1 protein-coding gene and 2 pseudogenes are annotated in these 3,991 nt (G+C 43.8%); 2 read left to right on the top strand and 1 reads right to left on the bottom strand.

Annotation, left to right across the window (positions count from 1 at the left end; all coding sequences use genetic code 11):
* A partial coding sequence (locus BZG77_RS14280) for a hypothetical protein (protein ID WP_206744358.1) occupies positions 1 to 774 on the top strand: 774 nt, incomplete at its 5' end.
* A gap of 322 nt (positions 775 to 1,096) precedes the next feature.
* On the opposite strand, the pseudogene BZG77_RS14275 reads toward BZG77_RS14280, so the two are convergent.
* Positions 1,097 to 2,664, bottom strand: a pseudogene (locus BZG77_RS14275) (IS3 family transposase).
* Between the two features lie 85 nt (positions 2,665 to 2,749).
* Between BZG77_RS14275 and BZG77_RS14270 the strand changes: the two are divergent.
* Positions 2,750 to 3,877: pseudogene (locus BZG77_RS14270) on the top strand (ISAs1 family transposase).
* Positions 3,878 to 3,991: the final 114 nt, after the last annotated feature.

Genomic DNA, 3,991 nt, shown 5'->3' with positions numbered 1-3,991 from the left:
CATTACGGCCGTGATGAGAAACACTTGAAGAATTCTCTTGATAAAATTACTAGTGGATATGAATACGATTTGATCTGTGTCGATACTAGTACTAATTTTAGTAAGCCTGGTTTCTATGTAAACGCCGGTGATGTCAATAAAAGGTATGAATTTAGTGGTTATCAAACCGGATACAATTACTACAAGTCACTTTATGATGAAAGCAAAGATAGGCATTTTAAGTTTTTCTTTATTAATGATACAGTTTTTGAGTCTCATATTAAGTTGCTAATTAAGCGGCTGTTTAAAATTTGTTTCGATTCAAAGCATAAAACTAATGTGTTAAGGGGCCTAAAGGAACCTCGGTCAACTTATAATATAATCCCAAGTTGTTTTTTGTGTGTTGAGACTGATGGTATTCCTAAACTAGATTTTTATCCTTCCTGTACTAATGTATCATTAATGGAATCTGGAGAAGTTTCCGTTGACCCCTATATAGGTAAATTAGACGAATTCTATAATCAGTTGAATAACTGGCTATACCCAAGGAGTTTCTTAAAAGGATGGTATAAAGCCTTGCCTAATATTGGAGTTGATGAAATAACATTCAGGCGTAAATCTTTAGCTATATATTGTGAGCACTCTTTGGTTACCTTGCTCAAGGGGCAAGGTGTCGAATTTCTTCCTATTGATGATGTGTTAACGACGTTATTTAAGTTTGTTGACAGATTAAATACGATAGTAATTAAAGTTAGATTCAGAGTGGGGCATCTAATAGGCAGGGAAATCGCGTGATCATTTTTGATTCTTAAGGTTTTCAGGTATATTAGCCAGGGCGCCCGCATGTTATTAACGCCCCAGGGCGAGATCGCGAACGTTTGTTAACCAAAATAAGGTCGATTTGCAGGGAAAACGCATGAAGATCCGCGCCACGCCTGGGCTAGCAATTTAATGACTAATTTGTCATCTACGGCTTAAAATCGTGCGTTATGCCATATTTATTAATTCAAATAGGTGAAAATAAAGGATCAATTTGTTGATCATTTTCAGTACGATTTAATGGTCTCCTAACGTTTAGGAGACGGTAGATTTCAAGGTAGTTGACCAGGTTTCCTAATTAAGCTGCTCTTTTTTGACCGTCTTGTTGATTGTCTTCTGGTTTTCCTGGATTTAGCGTGACAGCACTAACAGGCGTCCAGTCACGCGTTTCTTTAGCCCAACGCTCAGGATACTTGGCTTTTGCCTGCTGATAAATGGCATGCCGTTTCGTTAACACCTGAGTATCCTGGTTGCGGTGTCTTTGCGCTGGCGTGACGAACTTGATTGCGCTATGACGATGTTCATTGTTGTACCAGTTGACGAAGTTCAACATCCATTCACGTGCAGCACCCAGTTCTTCAAAGCCATGTGCCGGGTACTTAGGGCGATATTTGGCTGTGCGGAACAATGATTCTGAGTAGGCATTATCGTTACTGACACCAGGGCGGTTGAAGGATGTACGGATACCCATCTCATCCAACTTGGCGCGTAAGGTCAGTGATTTCATCGGTGCGCCATTGTCAGCGTGTAGATAACGTGGCTTTACCAAGCAACCTTCACTGAGCGTCGCGCGTTCAATGAGTTGAGACGCAAGCGTACCGCATTCACGGTCATGAATTTCCCAACCGACGATTTTCCGACTGTAAATATCGATGATCATATAAAGGTACCAATACAGGCCACGCACATTCGAAGGTAAATAGCTGATATCCCATGTCCAGATCTCATTCGGCTGACTGGCCTGATGAGACGTCGGCTCTGTCGCTGGCTGTGGTGGCTTGGCTTTACCTCGATGGTGAAGTTGGTCATTCGCTTTCAACACGCGATAGATTGTGGATTCACTGGCGATATATTCGCCTTGGTCAGCTAGGCGTGGAACGATTTGGCTCGGGGGTAAACTGGCGTAGTCAGCGTCATTGCAGACATGCAGAATATGCTGAGGCTCTTGCTCAGACAGCTTGTTTTTCGGTGCAGCTTGAATAGCAAGCGAGCGTAGGTCTGGCAGCACCTGCCCTTGTGATGAACGCCAACGTCGCAACGTGCGTTGTGGTATCTGCATAAGCTCAGCCGCCTTGTACTGTGGGGCGCCGTTCGCGACAGCTTCATCAAAAAGCTGTAGCAGCGTCTGGCGCCTATCGAGAGAGGTTAGTCCTCCTCGTTGTCGATCTCGTACAAGACATTGTGCTTTTTTGATAGCACCAGTAACGCTGTCGTTTCGGCAAGGGCTTTATCTTTGCGGCGTAGCTCTTTTTCTAGGCCACCGATACGCTTTTTCTCGGCTTTACGCGCTGCCTGCTCAGCCTTTTTGGATTGTTCAGCTTGGCCTGCACCGCTGATACAAGCGCGCTTCCATGCTTTGACTTGCTCGGGGAACAAGCCTCGCTCGCGGCAATATTGACTCAGCTCGGCTTCTGACAGACTGGCTGTTTCCATGACGGTGGCGAACTTGGCTTCAGCTGACTACTGATCGGTGTTTTTTTGATGACCTGGCACGGGTTTACCTTCGGAACGGAGTTTACTGCGCCAATTGTACAACGTTGCCTCGCTGATGTGTTCTTCCGCTGCAATTTCCGAGATAGTTTTATTATTCGGCGGCAACAGTTTCTTGAGGATGGCGGCTTTTCTTTCTTCGGAATATCTCGGCATAGTGTCCTCCATTAGCCCTCCATTGCTGGATTTTAGGGCGATTCAAGATCTGGACAACTATCCTGACACCGCGGGGAGATTAAAAATGACAGAAGATAAAAGTCCATTTATGCATTTCGTTTCCATTAGAGACATTCGCCAAGAAGGTAAAGTTGAACATACGTTATCAGATATTATTTTGATAACGATTTGTGCGGTGTTGTCTGGTCATGATACCTGGAAAGGCATTAGCGATTATGGACGTAAGCAGCGTGATTTTTTATTAAGTTTTGGCTTCTCGGGTAAAGCATCACCCTCGGCGGATACGATCTCAAGAGTGATGGGAACCATCAGCACAAAAGCATTACAAAAAGCCTTCATAGAATGGATGAAATCGTGTCATGAATTAACGGATGGTGAAGTGGTTGCCATTGGTGGAAAAACACTGAGGGGTTCATATAATCGAGCAACAGACCAAGCGGCGATCCATATGGTTAATGCGTTCGCAACCGCAAACGGTGTATGCCTAGGCCAATCAAAAGTAAAAAGTAAAATCAATGAGATCACAGAAATACCTAAGCTGCTAGAATTGCTTGATATTTCTGGCTGTTTAATTACGATAGATGCTATGGGTTGTCAGCGAAAAATCGCACAGAAAATCATTAATAAAAATGCCGATTATTTGTTAGCGGTTAAAGCGAATCAAGGTAAGTTAGACAAAGCGTTTGATAATTATTACCGTCCTTCAATGCTTCAAAGTTTTGATGGTGACAGCTACTCATCACAAGAGAAATCGCATGGGCGTTTGGAAACACGATGTGCACTGATTAATACCGATTTAAGTGTATTAGGTGATTTGGCTTATGATTGGCCTGAATTAAAAACGATGGGCATCATGGTCAGTGTTCGACAAGAAGGTAAACACGCCGACGAATCCGATATTTCTGTGCGCTATTATATAAGTTCAAAAGCACTGACWGCGAAAGAGCTTCATGATGCCACTCGCTCGCACTGGTTAATTGAATCAATGCACTGGCAACTCGATGTTGGATTAAAATAAGACGCATGCCGAATTAGGGGCGATGACCGAGCTGAAGTTTTTGCAGGAATAAGGCAAATGGTTTTGAATTTATTAAAGCAAGAGAAGAGTTTCAAAGCCGGAATTCAACGCAAGCGAATGATGTGTGCGATGGACCAAGAGTACTTAGCGACCGTGCTAGGAAGCTCTTCATGACGGGCATGTTCATGCGTTTTCCGTGGGCGATAGCCGAGGCATTAGAGACAGAAATTTACTTTGCTCGCCCTTATTCATCATGGGAGCGAGGTTTAAACGAAAACGGTAACGGGC

Origin of the sequence: Salinivibrio sp. IB643, from assembly GCF_001996105.1 — a bacterium.
Lineage (GTDB): Bacteria > Pseudomonadota > Gammaproteobacteria > Enterobacterales > Vibrionaceae > Salinivibrio > Salinivibrio costicola.
Note: the sequence above shows the minus strand (reverse complement) of the source record. Positions and strands in the feature narration are given on the sequence as shown.